Source organism: Mesorhizobium sp. B2-7-2 (assembly GCF_006440775.1).
Lineage (GTDB): Bacteria > Pseudomonadota > Alphaproteobacteria > Rhizobiales > Rhizobiaceae > Mesorhizobium.
On record NZ_VFTZ01000011.1, the window covers coordinates 26,932 to 52,024 of the forward strand.

Annotated in this window: 26 protein-coding genes, 1 tRNA gene and 3 pseudogenes; 17 read left to right on the forward strand and 13 right to left on the reverse strand. The window is 64.0% G+C overall.

The window, feature by feature from the left end:
- Nucleotides 1–39: 39 nt before the first annotated feature.
- The 4 genes and pseudogenes from FJ425_RS16635 to FJ425_RS16650 all read left to right on the forward strand — a co-directional run.
- Nucleotides 40–297 (forward strand): annotated as a pseudogene (locus FJ425_RS16635) (nitrile hydratase subunit alpha); the annotation flags it as partial.
- 13 nt (nt 298–310) lie between these two features.
- Nucleotides 311–628 (forward strand): annotated as a pseudogene (locus FJ425_RS16640) (SH3-like domain-containing protein); the annotation flags it as partial.
- Nucleotides 615–966: pseudogene (locus tag FJ425_RS16645) on the forward strand (nitrile hydratase accessory protein). The pseudogenes FJ425_RS16640 and FJ425_RS16645, both read left to right, overlap by 14 nt.
- A 133-nt stretch (nt 967–1,099) precedes the next feature.
- Nucleotides 1,100–2,227, forward strand: a complete 1,128-nt coding sequence (locus FJ425_RS16650; RefSeq protein ID WP_140626914.1) for an ATP-dependent RecD-like DNA helicase — start codon at nt 1,100–1,102, stop codon at nt 2,225–2,227.
- Between the two features lie 115 nt (nt 2,228–2,342).
- On the opposite strand, the gene FJ425_RS16655 is transcribed toward FJ425_RS16650, so the two are convergent.
- Nucleotides 2,343–2,738, reverse strand: a complete 396-nt coding sequence (locus tag FJ425_RS16655) for an STAS/SEC14 domain-containing protein (protein ID WP_181175949.1) — start codon at nt 2,736–2,738, stop codon at nt 2,343–2,345.
- A gap of 109 nt (nt 2,739–2,847) precedes the next feature.
- Here FJ425_RS16655 and FJ425_RS16660 point away from each other — a divergent pair, with 109 nt between their 5' ends.
- The 4 genes from FJ425_RS16660 (at nt 2,848) to FJ425_RS16675 (ending at nt 8,775) form a co-directional block, all read left to right on the forward strand.
- Nucleotides 2,848–3,588 (forward strand): pyridoxine 5'-phosphate synthase, encoded by a 741-nt coding sequence (locus FJ425_RS16660; RefSeq protein WP_140724908.1) that lies wholly within the window; start codon nt 2,848–2,850, stop codon nt 3,586–3,588.
- An 86-nt stretch (nt 3,589–3,674) separates the two neighbouring features.
- Nucleotides 3,675–5,588, forward strand: a complete 1,914-nt coding sequence (locus tag FJ425_RS16665) for a potassium transporter Kup (protein WP_140689669.1) — start codon at nt 3,675–3,677, stop codon at nt 5,586–5,588.
- Between the two features lie 148 nt (nt 5,589–5,736).
- On the forward strand, nt 5,737–7,653 hold the full coding sequence (locus FJ425_RS16670) for a potassium transporter Kup (RefSeq protein ID WP_140626921.1): 1,917 nt from the start codon (nt 5,737–5,739) through the stop codon (nt 7,651–7,653).
- An 81-nt stretch (nt 7,654–7,734) separates the two neighbouring features.
- Nucleotides 7,735–8,775, forward strand: coding sequence for an aldehyde reductase (locus FJ425_RS16675; RefSeq protein ID WP_140626923.1), 1,041 nt, complete (start codon nt 7,735–7,737; stop codon nt 8,773–8,775).
- Between the two features lie 39 nt (nt 8,776–8,814).
- Here FJ425_RS16675 and FJ425_RS16680 read toward each other — a convergent pair whose 3' ends face one another.
- Nucleotides 8,815–9,708 (reverse strand): SDR family oxidoreductase, encoded by an 894-nt coding sequence (locus FJ425_RS16680; protein ID WP_140626925.1) that lies wholly within the window; start codon nt 9,706–9,708, stop codon nt 8,815–8,817.
- Between the two features lie 272 nt (nt 9,709–9,980).
- On the opposite strand from FJ425_RS16680, the gene FJ425_RS16685 reads away from it, so the two are divergent.
- Together FJ425_RS16685 and FJ425_RS16690 are read left to right on the forward strand one after the other, a co-directional pair.
- Nucleotides 9,981–10,385, forward strand: coding sequence for a helix-turn-helix domain-containing protein (locus FJ425_RS16685; protein ID WP_140626926.1), 405 nt, complete (start codon nt 9,981–9,983; stop codon nt 10,383–10,385).
- A gap of 89 nt (nt 10,386–10,474) precedes the next feature.
- Nucleotides 10,475–11,704 carry an NAD(P)/FAD-dependent oxidoreductase gene (locus FJ425_RS16690; RefSeq protein ID WP_140724911.1) on the forward strand — a complete coding sequence of 410 codons (1,230 nt, stop codon included), beginning with the start codon at nt 10,475–10,477 and terminating at the stop codon, nt 11,702–11,704.
- On the opposite strand, the gene FJ425_RS16695 is transcribed toward FJ425_RS16690, so the two are convergent.
- Entirely contained in the window at nt 11,658–12,377 is a 720-nt protein-coding gene (locus FJ425_RS16695; protein WP_181175951.1) for a glutathione S-transferase family protein, read from the reverse strand. The two genes, FJ425_RS16690 and FJ425_RS16695, sit on opposite strands and share 47 nt — an antisense overlap.
- 1 nt (nt 12,378) lies before the next feature.
- Complete coding sequence (locus FJ425_RS16700; protein WP_246677952.1) at nt 12,379–12,678, reverse strand: Rieske (2Fe-2S) protein; 300 nt, start codon at nt 12,676–12,678, stop codon at nt 12,379–12,381.
- 103 nt (nt 12,679–12,781) lie between these two features.
- On the opposite strand from FJ425_RS16700, the gene FJ425_RS16705 reads away from it, so the two are divergent.
- Nucleotides 12,782–13,237, forward strand: coding sequence for a MarR family winged helix-turn-helix transcriptional regulator (locus FJ425_RS16705; RefSeq protein ID WP_140724916.1), 456 nt, complete (start codon nt 12,782–12,784; stop codon nt 13,235–13,237).
- Between the two features lie 21 nt (nt 13,238–13,258).
- On the opposite strand, the gene FJ425_RS16710 is transcribed toward FJ425_RS16705, so the two are convergent.
- Nucleotides 13,259–13,690: a DUF1772 domain-containing protein gene (locus tag FJ425_RS16710; protein WP_181175957.1), complete on the reverse strand. Its 432-nt coding sequence runs from the start codon at nt 13,688–13,690 to the stop codon at nt 13,259–13,261.
- 121 nt (nt 13,691–13,811) lie between these two features.
- Between FJ425_RS16710 and FJ425_RS16715 the strand changes: the two genes are divergently transcribed.
- Both FJ425_RS16715 and ilvC read left to right on the forward strand, forming a co-directional pair.
- Entirely contained in the window at nt 13,812–14,465 is a 654-nt protein-coding gene (locus tag FJ425_RS16715; protein ID WP_140724921.1) for a TetR/AcrR family transcriptional regulator, read from the forward strand.
- Between the two features lie 25 nt (nt 14,466–14,490).
- Nucleotides 14,491–15,510, forward strand: a complete 1,020-nt coding sequence (gene ilvC, locus FJ425_RS16720) for a ketol-acid reductoisomerase (protein WP_140724924.1) — start codon at nt 14,491–14,493, stop codon at nt 15,508–15,510.
- A gap of 184 nt (nt 15,511–15,694) precedes the next feature.
- On the opposite strand, the gene FJ425_RS16725 is transcribed toward ilvC, so the two are convergent.
- Together FJ425_RS16725 and FJ425_RS16730 are read right to left on the reverse strand one after the other, a co-directional pair.
- Nucleotides 15,695–15,979 carry a PilZ domain-containing protein gene (locus tag FJ425_RS16725; protein WP_095764807.1) on the reverse strand — a complete coding sequence of 95 codons (285 nt, stop codon included), beginning with the start codon at nt 15,977–15,979 and terminating at the stop codon, nt 15,695–15,697.
- A gap of 174 nt (nt 15,980–16,153) precedes the next feature.
- Entirely contained in the window at nt 16,154–16,741 is a 588-nt protein-coding gene (locus tag FJ425_RS16730) for a BA14K family protein (protein ID WP_140626936.1), read from the reverse strand.
- A gap of 167 nt (nt 16,742–16,908) precedes the next feature.
- On the opposite strand from FJ425_RS16730, the gene FJ425_RS16735 reads away from it, so the two are divergent.
- Together FJ425_RS16735 and FJ425_RS16740 are read left to right on the forward strand one after the other, a co-directional pair.
- Nucleotides 16,909–18,021: an endonuclease/exonuclease/phosphatase family protein gene (locus tag FJ425_RS16735; protein ID WP_140724927.1), complete on the forward strand. Its 1,113-nt coding sequence runs from the start codon at nt 16,909–16,911 to the stop codon at nt 18,019–18,021.
- 5 nt (nt 18,022–18,026) lie between these two features.
- Nucleotides 18,027–18,743 carry a hypothetical protein gene (locus FJ425_RS16740; protein ID WP_140725103.1) on the forward strand — a complete coding sequence of 239 codons (717 nt, stop codon included), beginning with the start codon at nt 18,027–18,029 and terminating at the stop codon, nt 18,741–18,743.
- Between the two features lie 22 nt (nt 18,744–18,765).
- On the opposite strand, the gene FJ425_RS16745 is transcribed toward FJ425_RS16740, so the two are convergent.
- The 4 genes from FJ425_RS16745 to FJ425_RS16760 form a co-directional block, all read right to left on the reverse strand.
- Nucleotides 18,766–18,996 (reverse strand): hypothetical protein, encoded by a 231-nt coding sequence (locus FJ425_RS16745; RefSeq protein WP_140724930.1) that lies wholly within the window; start codon nt 18,994–18,996, stop codon nt 18,766–18,768.
- A gap of 79 nt (nt 18,997–19,075) precedes the next feature.
- Nucleotides 19,076–20,293, reverse strand: a complete 1,218-nt coding sequence (locus tag FJ425_RS16750) for an ABC transporter permease (protein WP_140724933.1) — start codon at nt 20,291–20,293, stop codon at nt 19,076–19,078.
- The gene (locus FJ425_RS16755) at nt 20,290–20,994 is read right to left on the reverse strand and encodes an ABC transporter ATP-binding protein (RefSeq protein ID WP_140724936.1); all 705 of its coding nucleotides are present in this window, start codon (nt 20,992–20,994) and stop codon (nt 20,290–20,292) included. The genes FJ425_RS16750 and FJ425_RS16755 overlap by 4 nt, the downstream gene beginning before the upstream one ends.
- A 4-nt stretch (nt 20,995–20,998) precedes the next feature.
- Nucleotides 20,999–22,285, reverse strand: coding sequence for an efflux RND transporter periplasmic adaptor subunit (locus tag FJ425_RS16760; protein ID WP_140724938.1), 1,287 nt, complete (start codon nt 22,283–22,285; stop codon nt 20,999–21,001).
- A 132-nt stretch (nt 22,286–22,417) separates the two neighbouring features.
- On the opposite strand from FJ425_RS16760, the gene FJ425_RS16765 reads away from it, so the two are divergent.
- Complete coding sequence (locus FJ425_RS16765; RefSeq protein WP_140724941.1) at nt 22,418–23,320, forward strand: PhzF family phenazine biosynthesis protein; 903 nt, start codon at nt 22,418–22,420, stop codon at nt 23,318–23,320.
- 162 nt (nt 23,321–23,482) lie between these two features.
- A tRNA-Lys gene (locus FJ425_RS16770) sits at nt 23,483–23,558 on the forward strand.
- Between the two features lie 40 nt (nt 23,559–23,598).
- Here the strand turns inward: FJ425_RS16770 and FJ425_RS16775 are convergent.
- Nucleotides 23,599–23,859 (reverse strand): hypothetical protein, encoded by a 261-nt coding sequence (locus tag FJ425_RS16775; protein WP_140724944.1) that lies wholly within the window; start codon nt 23,857–23,859, stop codon nt 23,599–23,601.
- A 223-nt stretch (nt 23,860–24,082) separates the two neighbouring features.
- Nucleotides 24,083–25,093, reverse strand: coding sequence for a nicotinate-nucleotide--dimethylbenzimidazole phosphoribosyltransferase (cobT, locus tag FJ425_RS16780; RefSeq protein ID WP_140724948.1), 1,011 nt, complete (start codon nt 25,091–25,093; stop codon nt 24,083–24,085).

Genomic DNA, 25,093 nt, shown 5'->3' on the forward strand with positions numbered 1-25,093 from the left:
GCGCTTGCCGCCGGCCGCAGCCGATCCTAGTCTGTGGCCATGTCCCATGATCATGACCACGACAACGAGCTCGATCCGTTCGCGGCGCGCGTGCGCGCGCTGGAGACGATCCTGACCCAAAAGGGCCTGATCGACCCTGCGGCCATCGAAGTCATCATCGACACCTATGAGACGAAGATCGGCCCGCGCAACGGGGCGCGGGTGGTGGCGAAGGCCTGGAATGATCCAGCCTATGCCGAATGGCTCAAGCGCGACGCGACGGCGGCGATCGCCTCGCTGGGCTACACCGGTCGCCAGGGATGTGCCGGCCGTGCTCGCCAAGGGCGGCCCGTGCGACCGGCCGGTCACCACGCCGGCGCGGTTCCAGGCGGGCGACCGGGTGCGGACGAAGAATTTCAACCCGACTGGGCATACGCACCTGCCGCGTTATGCGCGCGGCAAGAACGGCAGGATTGAGGCGGTGCGCGACGGCTTCGTCTTCCCCGACAGCAATGCGCACGGCAAGGGGGAGAACCCGCAATGGGTCTACACCGTGGTGTTCGACGGGGGCGAAATCTGGGGCGAAGGCGCCGATCCGACGCTCAGCGTCTCGATCGACGCCTGGGAGAGCTATCTTGAGCCGGCATGAAGGTGCTTTGCCGGCCGGTTTCGACGAGCCGGTCTTTGCCCGAGCCGTGGCAGGCCGAAGCCTTCGCCATGACGGTGGCGCTGCACGGCGAGGGCCTGTTTTCGTGGAGCGAGTGGGCGGAGGCGCTTTCGGCCGAGGTGAAGCGGCCAGGCGCGGCAACGGACGGCCACGACTACTACGAGCATTGGCTGGCGGCGCTGGAGAAGCTGCTGTCGCGAAAAGGGGTCGCCGGCAAGGTCGAGGTGGACCAGCTTGCCGCCGCCTGGGAACGCGCCGCGCATGCGACCCCGCACGGCAAGCCGATCCTGCTGGAGAATGATCCGGGCGCAGGCCGATAGATCGTTTTTGTTCTCTTTACGTTCCGGTTGGCGACTGATAGCCTGAGTTGACGAGGCTCGCGCCCGCAGCCGACAACGGTCGACATGGCGGGCCAATCTTGTCTTTCGTCAGCGAATCCGGTCTGTCGCACTGATGGAATTTTCTCCCCAACAGGACGAGGCTCTGAAGGCGGTCGGGCGCTGGCTCAAGGAGGGCCGGCCGCAGGTCTTTCGGCTGTTCGGCTATGCCGGCACCGGCAAGACGACGCTGGCGCGCTATTTCGCCGAGCATGTCGACGGCCAGGTGCAGTTCGCCGCCTTCACCGGCAAGGCGGCGCAGGTGCTGCGCTCGAAGGGCGCGACCAACGCCCGCACCATCCATTCGCTGATCTATAGGCCCAAGGGCGAGGAATCGGTCGAGGACGAGGTGACCGGCAAGACATCGATGTCGCCGACCTTTTCGCTCAACCGGCAAAGCCCGATTTCGCGCGCCAAGCTTGTCGTCATCGACGAATGCTCGATGGTCGACGAGCAGCTCGGCCGCGACCTGCAGAGTTTCGGCACGCCGATCCTGGTGCTTGGCGACCCGGCGCAGCTGCCGCCGATCTCGGGCGGCGGCTTCTTTACCGAGCATGAGCCGGATGTTCTGTTGACGGAAATCCACCGCCAGGCGCGCGACAATCCGATCATCCGGCTGGCGCTCGACGTGCGCGAGGGCCGCGAATTCATGCATGGCGACTACGGCACGGCGCAGGTGATCGGCAGGGAAGCAGTCAACCAGGAGCTGGTTCTCAAGGCCGACCAGGTGCTGGTCGGCACCAACCGCACGCGCCGGCGCTACAATCAAAGGCTGCGCGAGCTGAAAGGGTTCAATGCCGACTTCCCGCAAGCCGGCGACAAGCTGGTCTGCCTGCGCAACGATCCGGCCAAGGGGCTGCTCAACGGTTCGCTGTGGAAGGTGATGACCTCGTCGCGCGAAACGGTGAAACCTGGCATCAATCTTCTGGTCTCGCCGGAAGACGACGACCCCGACCGCGGCGTCGCCAAGATCAAGCTGCTCAAGGCGGCGTTCGAGGATCCGGATGCCGAGATCCCCTGGCAGCAGAAGAAGCGCTTCGACGATTTCGATTACGGCTATGCGCTGACCGTGCACAAGGCGCAGGGCTCACAATGGAACGACGTGGTGCTGTTCGACGAGAGCTGGGCGTTCAAGGAAACCAGGCAGCGCTGGCTTTATACCGCCATCACCCGGGCCGCCGAGCGGCTGACGGTGGTGCGCTGACGACTAAAGCGGTTCACCGTTTCACGGAAACGGCGAACCGCTCCATCTCCTTGTTTTGGCGCAATTCCGGACGGAAAACCGCTGCGCACTTTCCCTGGAATTGCCCCAGCGAATGTCATGTCGGCCTTGCGCCAAGCCATTGCCAGGCGGCTTCCTCGTCGTCGACGCCAAAGCGCCTGAATTCGAAAGGCAGCGTCTTGGGGAAAAGGCCGGCGACGAGGGGGGCCCAACTCGGCTCGCCGATGGCCGCGCAGCGCACGACATGTTGCATCGCGTCGGCCACGCCCTGCTTGAGCGTGTCTTGCTTGATATTGGCCCAGTCGACGCTTTCCTCGTCGGTCAACCTGACCAGCACGTCGATCCTGGGATGCAGCGCGTAGGCGGCCTCCAGCAGTCCGAACAGGTTTTCCGCATCGGCCGGCGAGACATCGCCGACGACGTCGATGGCGAAAAGCGCATCGCGGTTGGTCTCGATGCGGCGGATCGCCGGCACGGCTTCGAGGAAATTCACTGGCAAATCCTTATCTTAGCCTCCATCTATCCCCTGGAACACGCGAAACCCTCTATCTGTTCCCGTCAAAGGCGCTATAGATGCCCGCCGATCCACTGGACCTCAGCTCATGCCCGCCAAGCTTTCGGTCAATCTCAACGCCGTCGCCATGCTGCGCAACCGTCGCGACCTGCCATGGCCGAGCTTGACCGGACTTGGCCGCATAGCGCTTGCTGCCGGCGCGCACGGGCTGACGGTGCATCCGCGCCCTGACGAGCGGCACACCAGGCATTCCGACCTGCCGGAGATCAGGGCGCTGATCGATGACGAGTTTCCGGGCGCGGAGTTCAACATCGAGGGCTATCCGACCGAGGATTTCCTGGCGCTTGTCGAAAAGAACCAGCCCGAGCAAGTGACGCTGGTGCCGGACGACCCTGCGCAGGCGACTTCTGACCATGGCTGGAACTTCGTCGCCCAGGCGGCGTTCCTCACTCCGATCGTCAAGCGGTTGAAGAAGGGCGGGTTTCGCGTGTCTTTGTTCTCCGACGCCGATCCTGATGGGGTGAACGCGGCGCGCGATACCGGCGCCGACCGCATCGAGCTCTATACCGGGCCATATGGAGGTTACCATTCTGATTCCGCAAAGGCGGCGAAAGAACTGGAAAGGTTGGGAAAAACCGCTGATGCGGCGTTCGCGGCCGGGCTCGGTGTCAATGCCGGCCACGATCTGACCGTGAAGAACCTGCCGCCGCTGGCCAAACGCATTCCGGCATTAGCCGAAGTATCGATCGGACATGGGTTGACAGCGGATGCGCTGGAGTATGGCATGGCCGGCACTGTCGGGCGGTTCTTGAAAGCCTGCGGATGGTAGGGCGCCTTGCGTAACTCCGGCAGTTTCGGTGCGTCCCGCGCGTTGCGGCGACGTCGAAGCGTGGCGAATCTGATGAAATGGGGTTCATGGTGCTAGCCAACGCCAGCGAGACGGAATCCCTCGAACGCTCGGGCCATGCCGAAACCGAGCGGCAGCACAGCACCAAGGTTCTCATGCTTGGCGCGCTGGGCGTCGTCTACGGCGATATCGGCACGAGCCCGATCTACGCCTTCCGCGAGGCGCTGCATGCCTCGTCGAGCTCGGTCGCCCGCTATGACGTGCTCGGCGTGCTGTCGCTGATCGTCTGGGCGCTCACCATCATCGTCACGATAAAATATGTCGCCTTCGTGCTCAGGGCCGACAACAAGGGCGAAGGCGGCACGCTGTCGCTGATGTCGCTGGCGCGCAGCGCCTATCCCCCGGGCTCGCGTTTCATCCTGGTGATCGGCCTTTGCGGCGCGGCATTGTTCTTCGGCGATTCGATCATCACGCCGGCGATCTCGGTGCTTTCGGCGGTTGAGGGCCTGAAAGTCATCACCCCGGCGCTCGATGCCTATGTGGTCCCGATCACGCTGGTCATCCTGGCCGTGCTTTTCGCCGTGCAACGCTTCGGCACCGGCAAGGTGGCGGCGGTGTTCGGACCCGTGACGGCGACATGGTTCGTGGCGATCGGAGCGGCTGGCGTCTATCATATCATCGACGACCCGTCCGTCTTCCTGGCGATCAATCCCTATTACGCGATCTATTATCTCGCCACCACGCCGACAGGCGCCTTCGTCACCGTGGGCGCCGTGTTCCTGGCGGTCACCGGCGCCGAGGCGCTCTATGTCGACCTCGGCCATTTCGGCCGCAAGCCGATCGTGATGGCTTGGTTCGCAATCGTTTTCCCTTGCCTGCTCCTGAATTATTTCGGGCAGGGCGCCTTCGTGCTTTCGCATGGCGGCAAGCCCACCAACCCGTTCTTCCAGATGCTGCCCGAATGGGCGCTGATGCCGATGGTGGGCCTGGCGACCGCGGCCACCGTCATCGCCAGCCAGGCCGTCATTTCCGGTGCCTTCTCGCTGACAAGGCAGGCGGTGCAGCTCAACCTTCTGCCCCGTATCGAGGTGCAGCATACTTCCGAGATGCAGAGCGGCCAGATCTATATGCCGAGGGTGAACCTCCTGGTGGCGCTCGGCGTCATGCTTCTGGTCGTCGGTTTCGGCAGCTCGAGCGCGCTCGCCTCGGCCTATGGCATTTCGGTGACCGGCGAGATGCTGATGACGACGATCCTTTTGTTCGTCGTCATGCGCTGGCTCTGGAAATGGCAGGTTGCGGCCGCACTAGCGCTGGCATTGCTGTTCGGCGTCATCGATCTCGGCTTCTTCTCGGCCAACGTCGTCAAGATCGTCGAAGGGGGCTGGGTGTCGATCACCGTCGCCTGCCTCATGGGCCTGATCATGTGGACCTGGATCCGCGGAACCCGCTACCTCTTCGACAAGACGCGCCGCAACGAGATCCCGCTCGATTTCCTGGCGGGGAACCTGTTGAAGAAGAAGCCGCAGCTCGTCTCGGGCACCGCCGTGTTCCTGACCAGCGATCCGCTGAGCGCCCCCACAGCTTTGATGCACAGCCTGAAGCACTACAAGGTGCTGCATGAAAAGAACGTCATCCTGTCGGTGGTGACGGCGCCGCAGCCGGTCGTGCCGGACAGCGAACGCGTGAAGCTGGAGACGGTCAACGAGCTGTTCATGCGGGTGACGCTGACCTTCGGCTACATGGAGCAGCCCAACATTCCGCGCGCGCTGGCCATCTGCCGCAAGCAGGGCTGGAAGTTCGACATCATGACGACGTCGTTCTTCCTGTCGCGTCGCTCGCTTAAGGCCTCGCCCAATTCCGGCATGCCGGTCTGGCAGGACCGCCTATTCATCGGCCTTGCGCGGACGGCAGCGGATGCAACGGAGTATTTCCAGATTCCGACCGGACGCGTGGTCGAGATCGGCACGCAGGTCGCTATCTGACGAGGCCCGTTTCTGTCGGATGACGGTGCCAACGCGCTCCGTACGCAGTGAAGTCGTGCGTCGGCGGCATGGGAGCCCTCACGCTAGGGCACTTGATATTGCACTGCAGCAAGCGTAGAGCACCGCGCATTTTATCGGAGTGTCGTCCATGGCCCTTGCCAATGGTGCTGAGGCAGAACCCGTCGACCAATCGAGCCATCCAGAGATCGAACAGCACAGCACCAAGGTGCTGATGCTGGGGGCGCTCGGTGTCGTCTATGGCGATATCGGTACGAGCCCGATCTACGCCTTCCGCGAGGCGCTGCACGCCTCGTCGGGCGGCGACGTGGCCAACCGCGCCGACATTCTCGGCGTGCTGTCGCTGATCATCTGGTCGCTCACCATCACGGTCACGGTAAAATACATCATGTTCGTGCTGCGCGCCGACAACCGCGGCGAGGGCGGCGTGCTGTCGCTGATGGCGCTGGCGCGCGGCACTTTCCCGACACGCTCGGCGATCGTGCTCGGCATCGGCATCGTCGGCGCGTCGCTGTTCTTCGGCGATGCCGTCATCACGCCGGCCATCTCGGTGCTGTCGGCGGTCGAGGGCATGAACGTCGTCACCCCCGCCTTCCAGCCCTATGTGGTGCCGCTGACATTGCTCATTCTCGCCGCCGTGTTTGCCGTGCAGCGTTTCGGCACGGGCGGTGTCGGCCTGGTGTTCGGGCCGGTCACCGCCATATGGTTCCTTGCCATCGGCATATCCGGGCTGAAGCACATCATCTCGGACCCGGAAATCCTGTGGGCCATAAGCCCGCATTACATCGTGGCCTTCTTCATCAATTCGCCCGACGTGTCTTTCGTCACGGTCGGCGCCGTCTTCCTGGCCGTCACCGGCGCCGAGGCGCTCTATGCCGACCTCGGCCATTTCGGCCGCAAACCGATCGTGCTGGCCTGGCTTGCGATCGTGTTTCCCTGCCTGCTTTTGAACTATGCCGGGCAGGGCGCCTATGTGCTTGCCAAGGGGGGTACGGTCGGCCACCCGTTTTTCGAGATGAATGAGGGCTGGGCGCTCATCCCCATGGTGGTCCTTGCAACCGCGGCGACCGTGATTGCCAGCCAGGCCGTCATCTCCGGCGCCTATTCGCTGACCAGACAGGCGGTGCAGCTCAACATGCTGCCGCGGCTTGAAATCCTGCATACGTCGGAGAAGCAGTCCGGCCAGGTTTATATGCCGCGCGTCAATATGCTCCTGGCGCTGGTGGTGATGCTGCTGGTGGTTGGCTTCGGCGAATCCAGCAGGCTCGCCTCGGCCTACGGCATTTCCGTCACCGGCAACATGCTGGTGACGACGACGCTGCTGTTCATCATCATGACGCGCATCTGGAAATGGAACATCTGGCCGGCGATCGGCCTGACGGCGGTGTTCGCCCTGATCGACATTGGCTTCTTCGCTTCCAACGTCGTCAAGGTGTTCGAGGGCGGCTGGGCCTCGCTCGCGGTCGCCTTCGCCATCATCCTCGGCATGTGGACCTGGGTGCGCGGCAGCCGCTATCTGTTCGACAAGACGCGCCGCAACGAGATCCCGCTCGATTTCCTGGCGGCCAATCTTCTGAAGAAAAAACCGCAGCTGGTATCCGGTACAGCCGTGTTCCTGACCAGCGATCCGTTGAGCGCGCCGACGGCGCTGATGCACAGCCTGAAGCACTACAAGGTGCTGCACGAAAAGAACGTCATCCTTTCAGTGGTGACGGCGCCGCAGCCGGTCGTGCCCGACAGCGAGCGCGTGAAGCTGGAGACGGTCAACGAGCTGTTCATGCGGGTGACGCTGACTTTCGGCTACATGGAGCAGCCGAACATTCCGCGCGCCCTGGCCATCTGCCGCAAGCAGGGCTGGAAGTTCGACATCATGACGACGTCTTTCTTCCTGTCGCGTCGCTCGCTTAAGGCCTCGCCCAATTCCGGCATGCCGATCTGGCAGGATCGGCTGTTTATCGGCCTGGCGAAGACGGCGTCGGACGCGACCGAGTATTTCCAGATTCCCACCGGACGCGTGGTGGAGATTGGCACGCAGGTCGCGATCTGAGAAACTGCGCCGCACGGGGTAGCTCAGCGTCACGCAATTCCGATGGAAAGCTGCTGGAATTACTCTTGAGGGGAGGCGGGCATGAGCGGCGAATTGGTGCTTGTGACCGGCGGCTCCGGTTTCCTCGGCGCCCATTGCATCCTTGGGCTTTTGAACGCGGGCTACCGCGTGCGCACGAGCGTTCGCTCGGCCAAGCGCGAAGCCGATGTTCTCGCCATGTTGAAGGCCGGCGGCGCCGATCCGGGCGATGCGCTTTCCTTTGCCCATGCCGATCTCACGGGCGACAAAGGCTGGGCGGAAGCGGTCGGCGGATGCCGCTACGTCCTTCACGTCGCTTCGCCTTTTCCGCCCGGCGTGCCGAAGCACGAGGACGACCTGATCGTCCCGGCCAGGGAGGGGGCGTTGCGCGTGCTGCGGGCCGCGCGCGATGCCGGCGTCGAACGCGTCGTGCTCACCTCGTCCTTTGCCGCCATCGGCTATGGCCAGCTACCGATCGCCGGCCATCCGTTCACGGAAGAGAACTGGACCGACCTGTCGCAGAAGGTGAGCGCCTATGTGAAATCGAAGACGCTGGCCGAGCGGGCGGCGTGGGATTTCATCGCCGCGCAGGGCGGGTCGCTGGAGTTGGCGGTCGTCAATCCGGTCGGCATTTTCGGGCCGGTTCTGGGACCGGATCATTCGACGTCGACGGATTTCATCAGGCGCCTGATGGATGGCGAGATGCCCGGCCTGCCGCGCATGGTGTTCGGCGTGGTCGACGTGCGCGACGTCGCGGACCTGCATCTGCGCGCCATGACCAATCCCGCCGCCAGGGGCGAGCGGTTCCTGGCCATCAGCGGCGACTTCATGACGATGCTCGAGATCGCGCGGACGCTGAAAGCGCGACTGGGCGACGCAGGCTCGCGCATCACGACCAGGGTGTTGCCGGACTGGCTGGTCCGGATCGTCGGCCTGTTCGACGGGCAAGCGGCCCAGATCGTGACAGAACTGGGCAAACCGAGGAACGCCACGAGCGCCAAGGCCGTGCGCCTGCTCGGCTGGGCGCCGCGATCGCGCGAAGACGCGCTCGTCGCGACCGCTGAGAGCCTGATCCGGCTTGGATTGCTCAAGAAGTCGAAGTGAAGCGCGCCCGCGGGACGACTTCCCCAGGCGCGCCAGACTTCAACCGAGCAGGGCAGTCTTATTCGCTTCGAGGAACTGCCTCAGCGTCCGCGGCTTGCGGCCTGAGAGCTTCTCGACGGCATCGGTCACCTCGCCTATGCGGCCGGCGCGGGTGTTGGCATCGAAGGAGACGATGATGCGGGCGAAGTCCTCGGGAACGCCCGCCGCTTTCACCCCTTCGGTCAGCGCCTCGTCCGGCAACTGGATGACCTCCAGCGGCTTGCCGATGACTTCGCTCACCAGCGCGGCGATCTCGCTTGTCGTGTAGGCCTCCGGGCCGGTCAGCGTATGGATTTCGCTCTGCTTCGAGCCGGAAGCGAGGCCGGCAGCAATGGCCGCCGCCATGTCGTCGCGCGCGCCGTGAGCGACGCGGCCGTCGGCGGCAGAGCTGTACCACTTGCCCGACGCAATGGCGTGCGGCAGCGACATGAACAGGTTCTCCTGGTACCAGCCGTTGCGGAAGATGGTGTAGGGGATGCCGCTCGCCTTGATCGCCTCTTCGGTGCCGTAATGGTCGCCGGCAAACAGCACCGGCGAGCCGGGCTCCGGATTGGGCATCGAGGTGTAGAGCAGGTGCGAGACCTTGGCCGCCTTGGCCGCCGCCACCGCTGCCTGGTGCTGCTTCAGGCGCCGGTCGCTTTTCAGGTCGAGCTCGCCGGTCGAGATGACAAGCACCCGGTCGGCGCCCGTGAACGCTTCTTCCAGCGAAGCCCTATCGTCGAAGTCGGCGACTCTCACAGCGACGCCCCGCGCAGCCAGATCGGCGAGATTCTCCGGGTTGCGCGTGGTGGCGATGATATTGGCTGGCGCGACTTTCCGTTCGCCAAGCAGATGATTGATGACGGCGCGGCCAAGATGGCCGGAAGCACCGGTTACGAGAAGGGTTTCGGTCATCGGGTATCCCTTGAAAATGCCAATGGCGGGTCTGATTGATGGTCTCAAAAAGAGACCAGCGCTAAAATAGGAATTGACCGCAGGCCGTAAAGAAGGCAGTTTTTCGGGAGGTAGGCACTGCGAGGGAACCACCCCGGCCGGCCTAAAGCGCGTCGCGATCTTTCAGATTCGCTCCATGCGCTTTAGGTTTTTGATTTTTACGCATGTCTTTATCCTGAAACCGGTTCCCGCTTTCGGGAGACATGCTTTAGTTTCGATCAGCGGATGTCGCGATGGACAGCAAGATCTTCAATCTGAAAGCCAAGCTCGAGGTCTACAAGGCCATGACGAACGGCGCCAATTTCGCCGATTGTCCGGTCCGCGACGTGATCCAGGGCATCAGCGGCAAATGGAGCTCGCTGCTGGTGATGGCGCTGGCCGAGAAGCCCTATCGCTTTGGCGAGCTGCGCCGGTTGGTTCCCGACATTTCGCAGCGCATGCTGACGCAGACGCTCCATGATCTGCAGCGGGACGGATATGTGCACCGCGAAGTATTCCCGACCAAGCCGCCGAGTGTCGAATATAGCCTGACCGATCTTGGACGCTCGATGTTCCTGCCTCTGCAACAGCTCGTTCAATGGGCCGAACTCAATCATGACGCGGTGCGCGCCGCCCGCGCCGCCTTCGACGCTGCCTAGGGCTGATCTCTCGACACAAGCGTCAAAGCGCCCGATTGATCCGGCGCGTTCCAAGCGGGATTGTCCCCGCAGGGTCGGGTTGGGGGACGATGGGCAAGTCTTACGAGATCGCGATTGCTGGCGCTGGTCCGGCCGGACTGGCAGCAGCGCTTTACCTCAAGCGGGCAGGGCACAAGGTCACCATTTTCGAGCGCTTCAACGCGCCGAAGCCTGTCGGTTCCGGCCTCATCCTGCAGCCGACCGGGTTGACCGTGCTCGCCGATCTCGGCCTGCTCGACGAGATCCTTTCGCTTGGCAGCCGTATCGAGCGGCTGCACGGCACCGACTCCGGCAGCGGGCGCACGGTGCTCGAAGTCCGCTATGACGCGCGGCGCGGCAGCCGCTTCGGCCTCGCGGTGCATCGGGCGGCGCTGTTCGGGGTGCTCTACCGCGCCGCCTTGCGCGATGCGATCGCCATCGAAACCAATGTCGAGGTCGAAACGCTGGAAGTCGGCGAACGGGCGACGCTGGTCTGCGGCAACGGCAGGCGGCTCGGCACCTTCGACCTCATTGTCGATGCCAGCGGCGCGCGCTCGAAACTGCGGTCATATCTCGGCGATAACGCCATGCCACGGCCGCTCGCCTATGGCGCATTCTGGGCGTCGCTTGGCTGGCGGGACGGCTTTGACAGAAGCGCGCTGCTGCAGCGCTATGACAAGGCGAGCGTCATGGTCGGCGTGCTGCCGATCGGCCGGCCGGAGCCCGGCGCGCAAGAGATGGCGGCCTTTTTCTGGAGCCTCAAGCCGGCCGATGCCGAACAGATAAAGGCGAAGGGCCTCGATGCCTGGAAAGCGAGGGTGGTCTCTGTGTGGCCAGAGTGCGAGGCTTTCACCAGCCAGATCGACAGTTTCGAGCAGCTCTCGCTCGCCCGTTATGGCCACCACACGATGACATTGCCGGCCGGCCGGCGGCTTGCCGTCATCGGCGACGCGGCGCATTCGACCAGCCCGCAGCTCGGGCAAGGCGCGAACATGGCGCTGCTCGACGCGGCGGCGCTCAGCCATGCGCTGGCGCACGCGAAAGGTGTCGACGACGCGCTCGACACCTACGCGAAGGCAAGGCGCTGGCACGTGCGCGTGTTCCAGGCGCTGTCGCGGTCGCTGACGCCATTCTACCAGTCGGACTCCGCGGCCTTGCCCTTTGTCCGCGACCGTGTGGTCGCGGCGCTGGCAAGAGTTCCGCCAGGGCCGCAACTCCTTGCGGCCATGGTCGCTGGTACGGTAATCGATCCGTTCAGGCGGATCGGGCTTGCGGAGTTGCAATGGCCTGCTCCCGGATGATCTCGGACAGATAAGATCTTTTTGCCCGTAGGAAGGCATGCAGCCGCTGCGGATAGTCAAGGCTGACGGCTTCCTTCACCGACCGGCGTTTGCTCAAGGCCGCGCGCCATGCCTGGACGAGCGGCTTGCCGTCCAGAATGCCGAAATCGGAGATGCTGTCGAACGTGTCGACATAGCGGAAGACCGGTCCGTAGACGGCGTCGACCAGCGAGAAACGATCTCCGGCAAACCACGGACCGCCTTGCCTTGCCGCGAGTTCTACTTCCACACGCGCGAACATCCCGGACAAGCCTGCGCTTTCATGGAGGAAAGCGGCTTCGTCGGCAGCGGAATAGAAGCGGCCGATGGCATTGAGGATTGCCGAGCCGAATTCGATCCAGGCGCGATGCCTGGCTCGGAGCAGCGGATCGGCAGGGTGCAAGGGATTGGCCTCCGTCTCCTCGAGAAATTCGAGGATGACGGCGGATTCGAAAATGACTTCCTGCGCGTTGCCATGCCGGACGCGCAGCAGCGGCACCTTGCCGAGCGGCGAGACCGCCTTGAACCAGTCGGGCTTGTTGGCAAGGTCGACATCGACCCGTTCGAACGGCACGCCTTTCTCGGCAAGCGAGATCGCGGCGCGCTGGACGTAGGGGCAGAGGTGATGGCTGACGAGGGTGAGCCTGGCGGTCATCTCATTCCCCCCAGACATAGTTCAGCGCGCCGTCTTCGACGCGGGTCGACAGGAGCATCAGGCGGGAGCCCTTCGGCGTCGGGCCTTCCAGGCGCTCGCCGCTTGCAATGTCGAATTTCGCGCCATGCCATCGGCAGACAAATGAGCCGTCCTTGCATTCCAGCGGCCCGCCGAAATGCAGGCAGGCATTGGCCGCGGCGCGGATCCGCTCGCCGCTGCGCCAGACATGGACCTCGCGGCCGAAGAACGGCGCGATCAGGCTGCCGGTTTGCGGGATATCGGCGATCTTTGCAGATTTCATGTTTCATCGGAGAACTCCATGTCGATGCGTTTGCATCTATATGGATGCGTTTGCATCGATCGTCAAGCTTGATGCATTTGCATCTATCCGCTAGGCTGCGCCGATGACGAAGAGATCCCCATCGCCCGAAGCCGTCACCGCCTGGGCGCGCCTCATGCGCGTCTCGCGCCAACTGGTCGAAAAGACCGAGGACGCGCTGAAAGCCAGCGGGCTGCCGCCGCTAGGCTGGTATGATGTGCTGCACGAGCTGGCGGAAGCGGGCGAGGGAGGACTCAGGCCATTCGAGCTGATCGATCGCGTTCTGTTGGCGCAGTACGGCGTTTCAAGGCTGCTGGCCCGGCTGGAAGCGGATGGCCTGGTCGAAAAGCTCCCCGTTTCGGATGACGGCCGGGGCCAGACCGTGCGCATCACGCCAAGCGGTCGGGACATGCGCCGCCGCATCTGGGCCGTCTACGGCGCTTCGATCGCGGAATTGATGGGCGACAGGCTGTCAGCCAAAGAGCTGGAGATGCTTGCCGGGTTGCTCGGGCGGCTGCGCGATCCGCCTGTCACGGACTGAAATCCATCAGCCGACGAGCGTTCAGGGCAGGCGCAAGGCCCATAGAAATGCGATCGTCGCCAGCCCGCCCAGCGCGACACGGACCAGATGCAACTCGCCCCACCTGACGATCAATGACCTCGCCTGAGAATTGGCGGCCTCGGCATCCATCGCCTCCAGCTTCCGGTTCGTCGGCATCATCACCAGCAGCGTCCATGGCCAAGGCAGAATGATGAACAGCGCACCGGCCAGATAGGCCGACGCGCCGGTCAGCCACCAGGCGATCAAGCCGAGAACGCAGGCGACCATGGCAATCGAGGCCTGCATGGCGGCGCCGCGCTTATAGGAGGGCTGCCATTCGCGCAGCAACGCCTGGTCGTCGAGGCCAAGCCGCGCAGGCTGCTCCGCGACGCTGACATAGACAGCGGCACCGGTGAAAGCGGCGGCCACAGCCAGGGCGAGCAGACCGACCAGCATCGTATCCCTCCGGCAAGGAAATGGAAAATAGGGCTTGCATGACGTCCGGCAATACGGCATAGAGCCGAACCGTAACGTACGGTACGCACCGGTCTTGTTGACGTAGCCGAGGGCAAACGTGTTGCATAGCGTGCAGGACATCGACAACAGCGAAACGCTCACCGAGCGCCAGCAGGCCGTTCTGGATGCGGCGCTTCGCCTGCTGGTCGAGGAGGGCGACAACCTGACCATGACCGCGGTGGCGCGGCGGGCAAGCTGCTCCAAGGAAACGCTCTACAGATGGTTTGGCGACCGCGACGGGCTGCTGACGGCGACAGTGCAGTGGCAGGCGTCCAAAGTGCGCGTGGCGCCGGTCGATCGCAAAGGGCTCGACCTTGCTTCGCTGACCGCGAGCCTCGAACGCTTCGCATCCGACTGGCTCAAGGTGATTTCCAGCGACACCTCGATCGCGCTCAACCGTGTCGCGGTCAGCCATGCCGGCTCGGGCAAGGACGATCTCGGCGCCGTCGTGCTGCAGAACGGCCGCTTTGCCTTGGCGAAGCGCCTGAAGCCTGTGCTCGAAGCCGGGCGCCAGGCAGGACTGCTCGATTTCGAGAACGCCGAGACGGCGTTCCGGACCTTTTTCGGCCTGGTCGGCCGCGACGTGCAGATACGTCTGCTGCTCGGCGATCGGGTGGAATTGACTGGGGCGACGATCGGCGGCGATGCCCGCCGCGCGACGCAACAGTTTCTCGCTCTTTTCGGAGCAAAAACCGGGCCGCAGGCCCTCTGATCTTCAAACGGGAAGGAAGACCACAATGCGTGTCTATTACGATCGTGACGCCGATCTCAATCTGATCAAGGGCAAGAAGGTCGCCATCATCGGCTATGGCAGCCAGGGCCGGGCGCACGCGCTCAACCTCAAGGATTCCGGCGTCAAGGAGATCGCTATCGGCCTGAAGGCCGGCTCGGCGACCGCCAAGAAGGTCGAGGCCGACGGGCTCAAGGTGATGAGCGTGGCGGACGCCGCCAAATGGGCCGACCTGATGATGATGGCGACGCCCGACGAATTGCAGGCCGACATCTACAAAAACGAGATCGCGCCGAACATACGCGACGGCGCCGCGATCGCCTTCGCGCACGGCCTCAACGTGCATTTCGGCCTGATCGAGCCGAAGGCCTCGGTCGACGTCGTCATGATCGCGCCGAAGGGCCCGGGCCACACGGTGCGCGGGGAATACCAGAAGGGCGGCGGCGTGCCGTGCCTGGTCGCCGTCAACCAGGATGCTTCGGGCAACGCGCTCGACCTCGCGCTCTCCTACGCCTGCGGCGTCGGCGGCGGCCGTTCGGGCATCATCGAGACCAATTTCCGCGAGGAATGCGAGACCGACCTGTTCGGCGAGCAGGTGGTGCTGTGCGGCGGTCTGGTCGAGCTGATCCGCGCTGGTTTCGAGACGTTGGTGGAAGCCGGCTACGCGCCTGAAATGGCCTATTTCGAGTGCCTGCACGAGGTGAAGCTGATCGTCGACCTGATCTATGAAGGCGGCATCGCCAACATGAACTACTCGATCTCGAACACCGCCGAATGGGGCGAATATGTCTCGGGTCCGCGCATCATCACCGCCGAGACCAAGGCCGAGATGAAGCGTATCCTGAAGGACATCCAGACCGGCAAGTTCACCTCGGAATGGATGCAGGAATATCGCGCCGGCCTGTCGCGCTTCAAGGGCATCCGCCGCGGCAACGACAGCCACCAGATCGAGGAAGTCGGCGCCAAGCTCCGCGCGATGATGCCGTGGATCGCCAAGAACAAGCTCGTCGACAAGGCGAAGAACTAAGGCGATCCACATCTTTTTGCCTGCGCGTCCTCGGGCTTCGCCCTGCGGTCGCGCGGATGATCGCCAAGAACAAGCTCGTCGACAAGGCGAAGAACTGATCTTCGATTTCACCGTTGCATTCCATAGGCCGGCGGAGCGATCCGCCGGCCTTTCTTTGCCAAGCAAGCTGGTCGGGTCCGGGAATTTAGCCGTAATGCCAGTGCGGCTTGGGCTCGGTGCCGGTGAACTCGACGCCGATGCGGTCCTCGCGGCGCCAACGCACCACCGCCCTGTAGCCGATGCCGTCGATCGGCACATAGAGAAGGAATTCGTCCGGCACGCGTGCATCGATCGGCACTTTCAACTCTGCGCCGTTAGCATGCATGTTGCGCACCGTGCATCTGACCTCGGAATTGTTGATGCCGGTCAGGATCGCCGCGCCTTTGAGCACGCGTTGCCTGTGTTGGTTTCTGTGTTCGTTTTCGGCCATGGCGTGCACGTCTCGCACCCCGTTCGCGCGAATCGTCATATTGGGGGACAACGGCGTGGATGAATAGCCGCCGCCGATGAATTTAGGGTTATCGGCCGATGGCGGGCACAGGTTGCGGCAAAAACAAAAACGGCGCCCGCGAAGGGCGCCGTTTCATCCTTCATGCCGAAGGGCTCAGATATAGGGCGAGATGCACTGCCGGCGCGGGCCGTAGTTGGGCTGGAACGTGTTGTCCCAGGCCCGATAGGACCGGTAGCGGTCGTAGCACCATTGGACATGGGCCCTGGAAAGCCGCTCGGTCCGGTAGATGCGCCGCGGCTGAACGTAGCGCGGGTAAGGGTCGTAATAGTATGGATCGTAGTAGTTGTTGTAGGCGAGGCTACCCAGGCCCAGGCCTAGGCCCAGCCCCAGAAGGGCGGCGTCACCATTGTCGAAACCCCGGTGATGGCGATGATGCCGCCAGCGCCAGTCGCCGCCACCGTCCCAGTTGCGGGAGAAATGACGAGAGCGGAAGTCGTCGCCGCGCCATCTGAAATCCCGGCCGCGCCAGTCGCCACCGCGCCGCCAGCGCCAATCATACATCCCCCGCCGGTCGTTGCCGCCGGCCCAGCTGTCGCGGATGGGTATGATGGTTGCCGCCGTGCTGGTTGCGGTCGACAGATCGGGTTGCAGGATCGGTCCAGCGACCGATGGCGCCGTCACGCCGGTAACGAGGCCCAGGACCAGGAGGCCGGATCTCATGGAAGAAAAAAGCGGTTTCATCTCACTCTCCAAGGAGCAAAGGCCCCACGCCCAGCACAACTCGGGAAGAGGCCCATTGTTGGAACTTTCCGTCTGAACGGAGGATGAACGGAAAGGTTCCATCAACCATAACGAGTATCGGGCATGGCTCTTGTTTTCGTCCCCGCTTGCGGGCAAAGGTCACGACCATGTCGCTGCGGCTTGCCACCTTCAATGTCGAGAACCTGATGAGCAGGTTCGATTTCTCGGGCTATCGCAACCAGCTCAACGAAGACCGCACGCTGGCGCTGTTCGATATTCAGAGCGAGGCCGAATACCGGTTTCTCGAGCAGGCCCGTGCCATCGCCCAGTCCGACGACACGCGCCAGCTGACGGCGCTCGCCATAGCAGCCACCCGCGCCGATATCATCTGCATGCAGGAGGTCGACAATATCGAGGCGCTGAAGGCTTTCGAATATGGCTATCTGTTCAAGATGATCGGCCAGGGCTACCGGCAGAAATACACCACCGCCGGCAACGATACGCGCGGCATCGATGTCGCGGTGATGATGCGCAACGAAACCGCGCAAGGGCAGCCGATCGACTTCGTGCGCATGACCAGCCATGCCTATGTCACCTTCGAACAGTTCGGCCTGTTCACGCCGGAGCTCGCCGCGCTCGGCTATCTCGCCAATGAGCGTGTCTTTCGCCGCGACTGCCTGGAGATCGACCTGAGGGTCGGCGGCGTGCCGTTGACGCTCTATCTGGTGCATTTCAAATCGATGGGGCCGCCGCGCAACGGGCTGGATGGCCGCCAGGCGTCGATGCCGCTGCGCATTGCCGAAGCGCAAGCGGTGCGCCGCATCGTCGAAGAGCGTTTCGGCAAGGACCATGCCGCCGACAAACGCTGGGCGATCTGCGGCGACATGAACGATTACCGGCAACGCGTGAAGATCGATGGCGACGCCATTGACGGCTACCATTTCGAGGTCATCGACGAAGCCCGGTCCTCGATCGATGTGCTCACCGCCGGCGGCTTTTGCGAGAATGTTGTCGAGCGGCGTCCGGAGATGGACCGCTGGAGCTTCTACCATACGCGCGGCCCGGAGGAGCGGCACCTTTGCCAGCTCGACTATATCCTGCTGTCGAAGGCGCTGGCCGCGAAGAACGCCACCGCCGTTCCCGACATCATCCGCAACGGCCAGCCCTGGCGCACCATATTTCCGCCCGGACAGGAGGTCGAACGTTTCCCGCGCGCGGGCTGGGACAGGCCGAAAGCGTCGGACCATTGCCCGGTGGCGATCACACTGGACATGGCATGACGCTGTTGAGGTTCGACCTGCCGCGCAACGTCATCCTTCCGGTCGATGCGGTCGCTGTCCGCCTCGATCCCGGCCCGCATCCCTTCGCGCTGAGCAATGCGGCAGCCATCGCCGAGAACTGGCGGCGGGAGATCGCCGCCAATCCGGCATTGTTCGACGGCGCCGTGGTGCTGCTTTCCGAGCTTGCCTACCGCGACGGCCGCCTCGTCGGCCGCTGCCACGCGGTCAACTATTCGACCTTCATGCTGTGGCGCAAGCGGCGCGAGAATTCCGGCGCCGAGCACGCCTACGCGCATGCCGTGCTGGTCGCCGGCGACAATGCGCTGGTCGCGATCCGCATGGGGCCGCATACGGTCAATGCCGGCCGCGTCTATTTCGCGGCCGGCTCGTTCGAGCCGATCGATTTCCGCGACGGGCTGGCCGATGTCGACTTCAACATGATCCGCGAGGTGAGAGAGGAGACCGGGCTCGATCTTACTGCGGCCGAGCGCGGACAGCGCTATCACGCGCTATCGATGGCAAGTGGCACGGTGATCTTCCGCCGCTACCGGGTGGCCGAGCCGGCCGACGAGCTGGCGCGCCGCGTCAGTGCCTTCGTCGCCGCCGAGACCGAGCCGGAGATCGAAGGGCCGGTCATCATCCGCAATGCCGCCGATCTGCCCGACGGCCTGATGCCGCACATGAAGCCGCTGGTCGAGTGGCATTTCGCCGGCCGGGAATAGCCGGGCCAGGTTTCGGCAGCCGCTATGACTTTGAGGTTTTGCGATCGTTGCGAGCCGCGACGAAAAACAAAATGACACTGAGGCCGAGCAAGCCGCCCATCGCCATTCCCATGGTCTGGCCGACGACCTGCTGGAAATCGGCCGTAACGCGGTCGGGATTGGCCAGGCCGAAACGGGCCAGATACCACCAGGTGCCGGCCAGGAACGCCTCGACGACAACCGCCGCGAGGATCACACGCGCCTTTTTGCTCATTCGTCCACCTTCAAGCTTTCCGAAGAGGCTGCTGTATCACCGCAGGATTTGCGGCAACGGGGTGGAGGCGCCGCCGGGCCTATTCGTGCCGCAGCGCGTCGATCGGGTCGAGCCTTGCGCCGCGCAGCGCCGGGAAGAAGCCGAACACCATGCCGATCAGCGCCGAGAAGCCGACGGCGAGCATGATGACGGCGGGGCTTGGCGCGAACGGTATCGTCAGCGTCATCGAGGCAAGGCCGGCCAGCGAAAGCCCGGTCAGGATGCCGATGATACCGCCAAAGAGCGACAGCACCGTCGCCTCGACGAGGAACTGGATGAGGATATGTTTTTCATGCGCGCCGATGGCCAGCCTGATGCCGATCTCGCGCGTGCGTTCGGTGACCGAGACCAGCATGATGTTCATGATGCCGATGCCGCCGACCAGCAGGCTGACGCCGGCGACGGCGCCCAGCATGCCGGTCATGGTGGTGGTGGCGCTGGTCATCGCATCGGCGATCTGGGTCATGTCGCGGATGGCGAAATCGGGATCGCGGTCGGGCGTGATACGGCGTGTGTCGCGCAAAATGTCCTCGACGCGCGGCTGCAGCTCGGAGGTCGGGGTGCGGTCGTCGGCGGCGATATAGATGTTGTCGATGTCGCGGTTGCCGGCGATGCGCCGTTGAAAGGCGTGCAGCGGCGTCAGCACGACATTGTCCTGGTCCTGGCCGAAGCCGGTATAGCCCTTGGGCTCGAGCAGGCCGATGATCTTGCAGGAGGTGCGGTTGACGCGGATGATCTCGCCTTCCGGATCGCCGGCGCCGAAGAATTGCTGGCGCACGGTTTCGCCGATCAGGCACACACCCGCGCCGGCGCGCGTTTCGGAATCGCTGAAGGATCGTCCGGACACCAGTTTCCAGTCGCGGGCGTCGAGATAGGCGCTGTCGGTGCCGGTCACGCCCGAGGTCAGGCTTTCGGTGCCGAAGATGACGCGGACCTGCTTTTGCGAGGCCGGCGAAATCGCGCGCGCGCCGCTCAGATGCGCGACGAGCGCGGCGACATCCTTTTCGGCCAGCGGCCGCACCGCCTGGTCGAGCCCTCCCGGTCCGCCGGGTCCCGCCGGCCGGCCGGCGCGGACGACGAGCAGGTTGCTGCCGAGCTTGGAAATATCGGCCTTGACCTTCTCCGTCGTGCCGGAGCCGATGGTGAGCATGGCGATGACGGCCGCGACGCCGATGACGATGCCAAGCAGCGTCAGGAACGAGCGCAATACGTTGCGGCGGATTGAGCGCAGCGAGAGGCGCACGGTCTCCCAGATCATGCCGCTTGCTCCGCTAAGGTGTCGCAGGCGACATGGCCGTCGAGGAAACGGATGGTGCGGCCGGCATAGTTCGCGACGTCGGCCTCATGCGTGACCATGACGATGGAGAGCCCGAGCTCGGCGTTGAGCCTGGTCAACAGCTCCATGATCTCGTGCGTGCGCGCCGTGTCGAGATTGCCGGTTGGCTCGTCGGCAACGAGCAGCGTCGGCCTGGTGACGATGGCGCGGGCGATCGCCACGCGCTGCTGCTGGCCGCCGGAAAGCTCGGCCGGCGTGTGGTGCTCGCGCCCGACAAGTCCGACCTCGGCCAGCGCCTGCATGGCGAGATCGCGGCGCTCGCGCGCGGCAACGCCGCGATAGATCAGCGGCAGCTCGACATTTTCCGCCGCGGTGGTGCGCGGCAGCAGATTGTAGCCCTGGAAGACGAAGCCGACATAGAGGTTGCGCAAAAGCGCGCGGCGGTTGCGGTCGAGGCGGCCCGCATCGATGCCCATGAAACAGTAGGTTCCGGCCGTCGGCGTGTCGAGGCAGCCGATGATGTTCATCGCCGTCGACTTGCCCGAGCCGGAAGGACCCATGATGGCGACGAATTCACTTCTGCGGATGGCGAGATCGACGCCGGCCAGCGCGTGCACGCGGGCCTCGCCCTCGCCGTAGCTCTTCCAGACCTTGTCGAAACTGATGAGAAGAGGAGCCGACATTTCGTCAGCTCCGCTGCTGCGCGCCGGTGACGATCTCAGCGCCCTCATCGAGGCCGGATGTGATCTCGGTCAACTCGCCGTCGGTCGAGCCGATTCTGACATTGACCGGATGCGGCCGGCCGTTCTCCAGCACATAAAGCGTGCGCGAGCCGTCGGTCGGCGCCTTCGTTGCCTCGGCTTGCCGGTTGGGGCGGCCCATTCGGCCGGTGAAGAGGTCGCGCAGGCTCCAGCCGCGTGCCTGCTGTTGCATCGGACGGTAGCGGAAGGCGGTCGACGGGACGGTAAGCACGCCTTTGGCCTGCCGGGTGACGACCGAGACAGTCGCCGTCATGCCGGGCCGCAAGAGCAGCTCGCCATTGTCGACTTCGAGCCGCGCTTTATAGGTGACAACGCCGTCGGTGGTGACCGAGGCGTAGGAGATGTCGCGGATCTCAGCGTCGAACGGGCGGTCCGGGAAAGCGTCGACCGTGAAGCGGGCATGCTGGCCGGACTTGACCTCGCCGATATCGGCCTCGTCGACCGCAGCCTGCAATTCCATGTTGCGAAGGTCGGCGGCGATGACGAAGAGTACGGGCGCCTGCAGCGAGGACGCGACCGTCTGGCCGGGATCGACCGAGCGCGTTAGCACGATGCCGTCGATCGGCGCATAGATGGTGCTCTTGGCGAGATCGGTCTGCTGCGCCTTGAGATCGGCCTGAGCAATGGCGAGATTGGCTTCGGCGCTGTCGAGCGCCGCCTTCGAGCGATCGCGCGTTGCGGTCGCCGCTTCGAGCGACTGGTCCGTCGCCATGCCGCGCTTGGTCAGCGCGCTTGCGCGCACAACCGCGTTCTCGTTCTCCTGCAAGGTAACCTTGGCGTTCTCGACGGCGGCTGCCGCCGCCTTGGCGGAGGCGGTGGCGCGCTCGATCTGGACTTCGAGCTTGGCGGTGTCGAGCCTCGCCAGCACGTCGCCCCTCTTGACCTGCTGATTCTCGTTGACCGCGACCGATCGGACGATGCCGGAAAGCTCGCTGGAGATATCGACCTGGGTCAGCGGCTGCAGCGTGCCGGTGGCCGATACCGCGACGGTGAGGTCGGCGATCGCCGCGGGCACGGTGCTGTATTCGATCCTGGGAGGTGCTGCGGCATACGACCGATAGACGGCAATGCCGGCCGCGATGATCGCTATCGTCAGCAGCGCGTAGAACCAGAAGCGACGACGCTTGCGGCTTACGCCCTTGCGGTCGAGCCCGAGCGCTGCCTCTATGGAAGTACCGGATTCCGCGTTTGGCGGATTGACAAGCTGGTCCACGCCGGACCCCTATGCTGAAAATGGATGTCCCTATCCGTCCACAAATCAGGCCTTAAGGTTCGAATTTCAAATTAAATTTCCCTCATGTTGGGATTGAGGCAGAAATTCGGGGCGAGGCGAAAGGTTTTCTCCATGGCGCGCAATTACTTGCTTTACGATGTGTTTACCACCGAAGGGCTGGCCGGAAATCCGCTTGCGGTGGTGCTCGACAGCGATGGGCTCGACACTGGCGGCATGCAGGCGATCGCGCGCGAATTCAATCTGTCCGAGACGGTGTTCGTGCTGCCTCCCGACAATCCGAAGCACCGCAACCGCATACGCATCTTCACGCCCGACTATGAAATGCCTTTCGCAGGCCATCCGACGGTCGGCTCGGCGATCGCGCTGGCCGAACTCGCCGGCGAGGCGACCGGCATCTTCGTGCTGGAGGAGAATATCGGGCCGGTGCGTTGCGCGGTGAGCAAGCATGACGGCTCGACCTTCGCCGAGTTCGACCTGGCGAAATTGCCGGAACCGCTGGAGCTCAAGGCTGACCCGGACGCGATCGGCGCCGCGCTCGGCCTTGCCCCGCACGAGATCGGCTTCGAGAATCACCGCGTCGCCTTCTGGTCGGCCGGCGTGCCTTATGTGACGATTCCCGTTGCCGGGCTGGAGGAGGCCGCCAAGATCCGACTCGACAACCAGGCGTGGTCGGAATTGGCGCCGCGCAAGAGCGAATGGGCCTTCGCCAGCCCCTATGTCTATTGCCGCGAGCGGGTCCATCACGACAGCGCCTTCCATGTCCGCATGATCGTGCCCGGCACGCCGTCCTATGAGGATCCGGCGACCGGTTCGGCCGCGGCCGCCTTTGCCGGCGCCATCATGCATTTCGACGCCCCGACCGACGGCATATCGCAACTCTGGATCGAGCAGGGGCTGGAAATGGGCCGGCCGTCGCGCATCCGGCTCGAGCTCAATGTCGATGGCGGGAAACTGGCCGCCGCGCGCATTGGCGGCCACGCGGTCAAGGTGGCTGAAGGCAAGCTATTCGTGTGACACCTGCGGGCTTCTTGGGCAGGCATGATCTTTTTCCGAAAACCGGAATCCACTTTTCGGGATCATGCCGTGTCGATTTGTCGGGAAATGATCCGGCAGGGCCTAGACATAGCCGAAAGCGGCGGCTATATGCGCCGCCGACGCTGAGTTTTCCGGCGGTGTGGGTGTGTAGCTCAGTTGGTAGAGCAGCTGACTCTTAATCAGCGGGTCCACAGTTCGATCCTGTGCACACCCACCAAATCTTCTCATGAAAACAACGAAGTCGGCCGCAGCGGCGCCTACTGCGCCGTCTTGCTGAGGCTCGCCTTGAACCTGACCTTCATTGTGATCTGACCGCTCACCGTGAGCTGTGATCCGCCGTAACCGCCGATGTTGCGGTCCCTGGCGTTGGGATTGGTGCTCATGCCGGCAAGTTCGCATGTGTCGGCGACGGTCTCGAGCACCATCGCGCAACTGCCGGCCGCCACTTTGTAGAAGGAGCGAAGCGCGACTTGCTGCTGAGCGGCAGCGTCGTCGTCATCCTTGACCGGAAAGGTCATCGAGATGGACGATTGGATCCTGGCCGACCCGTCTTCGCCCGGACGGAGCGGCCGAACATATTGGTCCTGAGATACGGCCGACGAAGCTGAGGCAACAAGAATCGCAGCAGATATTAGATACTTCAAATACATCGAGTGATCTCCCGTGAGACTTCTACGTCTCATGGAATAATCAAGATGACGTTATTTCGATGTTTCAACAGTGTTGAAATTTCGACCGATTTTATTTTTCAGAAACGCCGGCCTCGGCAAAGCTCGCCATCTTCGCGTGGCATTCCAGTGCCGAACGCACGATGTTGACGGCAAGACAGGCGCCGGAGCCTTCGCCGAGCCGCATGCCGAGATCGAGCAGCGGCGGCAGGCCGAGCGCCTCGAGCAGGCGGCGGTGGCCGGCTTCGGCCGAGACATGGGCGGCTATGGTGTGGGCCAGCCCGGTCGGATGCAGCCTCGCCAGCGGTGCTGCGGCCGCGGTGCAGACGAAGCCGTCAAGCAGCACCGGCACGTTGTTCTTGCGCGCGGCGAGCGTAGCGCCGAGGATTGCCGCCAGCTCGCGCCCGCCAAGGGCGGCCGCGATCTTCAGCGGATCGGAGAGCGCATCGGCATGGCGCTTGAGGCCGGCCTCGATGGCCACGATCTTGCGCAGCAACCCGGCATCGTCGACGCCGGTGCCGCGGCCGGTCCATTTTTCCGCGCCGCCGCCGAAAAGCGCCGTCGAGATCGCTGCTGCCGGCGTCGTGTTGCCGATGCCCATCTCGCCGAAGCAGACGAGATCGAGATCCTTGGTCACCGTGTCATAGCCGGCCGAGACGGCGGCGAGGAATGCCTTTTCGTCCATCGCCGGCACTATCGTGAAATCGCCGGTTGGATGATCGAGATCAAGCGGGATGACGTCGAGCTTGGCGCCGGCCATGCGGGCAAGCTGGTTGATGGCCGCGCCGCCGCCGGCAAAGTTCGCCACCATCTGTACCGTGACTTCCGAAGGATAGGCCGACACGCCCTGCGCGGTGACGCCGTGATTGCCGGCGAAGACGACGACCTTCACTTGGTCGAGCTTCGGCATGTCGCGGGCCTGCCAGCGGCCGAGCCAGGCGGCGATCGCTTCCAGCCGGCCGAGACTGCCCTGCGGTTTGGTCAGCGTGTCCTGGCGCCTCGCGACGGCGCTGGCGGCCGCATCGCTGCCGGTGGGGAGTTCAAGGCAGGCGGCGCGAAGGTCTTCGAGGGATTTGAAGCTCAT